Genomic DNA, 1,091 nt, shown 5'->3' on the forward strand with positions numbered 1-1,091 from the left:
GCGCCAGCGAATTGCGCAGCAGCGCGATCGTCTCGCGGCCGACTGTCGCGATCTCGCGCGGCGTGTCGACACCGACGATCATGAATTCATCGATGCCGAGAGCCGCGTAAGCAAGCAGCGACAGGGCGGCCTGGGCCGGCGGACCGGAGACATCGACCGCCTTGTGCCCTGCCGAGGAAATTCCCCGGTGGATGCGGACCGGAAGGGCGAAGCGTAGTCTGGCGGCCCGGCCATGTTCGGCGGCGGCGCTGCGCACACGCTCCATCAACTGCCTGACATCGTCGATCGAACCGGGCGCCAGTTCGAAGACGTCGGCATGCCGGCCGGCCACTTTCAGTGCCGTGCCGGACTGCCCGCCCATGCGGATGACGAGGTCGGCACCATGAGGCCCCTTGCGCGGAACATAGCCGCCCTTGATGCTGTAGAACGCGCCTTCATGGTCGAAAGGCTGCTCGTTCGACCATAGCCGCTTCAACAGAACCAGATATTCGTCGATGCGCTGCCAGAGGACACCGTGTCCGACCGGACGCGCTTCGGCATCGTCGTCGCTTAACGGCTCGCTGATCATCCTGAGCGCCAGGCGGCCGCCGCTGCGGGCGTCGATCGAGGCAAGTTGCCGCGCCGCCACGGTCGGTTCGACCACGCCGGCCCAATGGGTGAGGACCACTTCCAGCGACGAGCTGCGGTCCAGCACCTGGGCGGCAAGATCCATATTGGTCAGCAGGCCGGCCGGATCGTCGACGACGAGGTTGCGGAAACCGCCATCCTCGATCAGCGCCAGCCTGGTCGCCGTCTCGGCAAAGTCGTAGAAAAAGGAAACTGCGCTATCGGCAGGATGGGTCTTGCCGGGCACATGCGTGAATTCGATCGGCATTGCCATCTCCTCCATCTCTGGAATCACGGATGCGGTCAAATACGAATCAATGGCGCACGCGAAAGCGCACCGCGATCCTGTTCATTCAACTCCGATTGCCTGAAGGCGGTGGGTCGTCAGTCTGGCCGGACCACGGCTCAGGGAATGAGGCCCAGAACAACAGCCCCGGTGAACACGAACGCAAGGGCAAAGACGACATAGGCGAAAGCACCGGCAT

The 1,091-nt window shown here is 64.0% G+C and carries 2 protein-coding genes; one reads left to right on the forward strand and one right to left on the reverse strand.

Annotated features, from left to right (window positions below; all coding sequences use genetic code 11):
* Nucleotides 1-874 (reverse strand): LLM class flavin-dependent oxidoreductase (locus tag FJ980_RS33665; protein ID WP_140547670.1); only part of this gene is annotated, 874 nt, incomplete at its 3' end.
* A 29-nt stretch (nt 875-903) separates the two neighbouring features.
* Here FJ980_RS33665 and FJ980_RS35155 point away from each other — a divergent pair.
* Nucleotides 904-1,091, forward strand: a 188-nt coding sequence (locus tag FJ980_RS35155) for a hypothetical protein (protein ID WP_210243790.1), incomplete at its 3' end; no start/stop codon positions are given.

Origin of the sequence: Mesorhizobium sp. B1-1-5, assembly GCF_006443065.1 — a bacterium.
Lineage (GTDB): Bacteria > Pseudomonadota > Alphaproteobacteria > Rhizobiales > Rhizobiaceae > Mesorhizobium.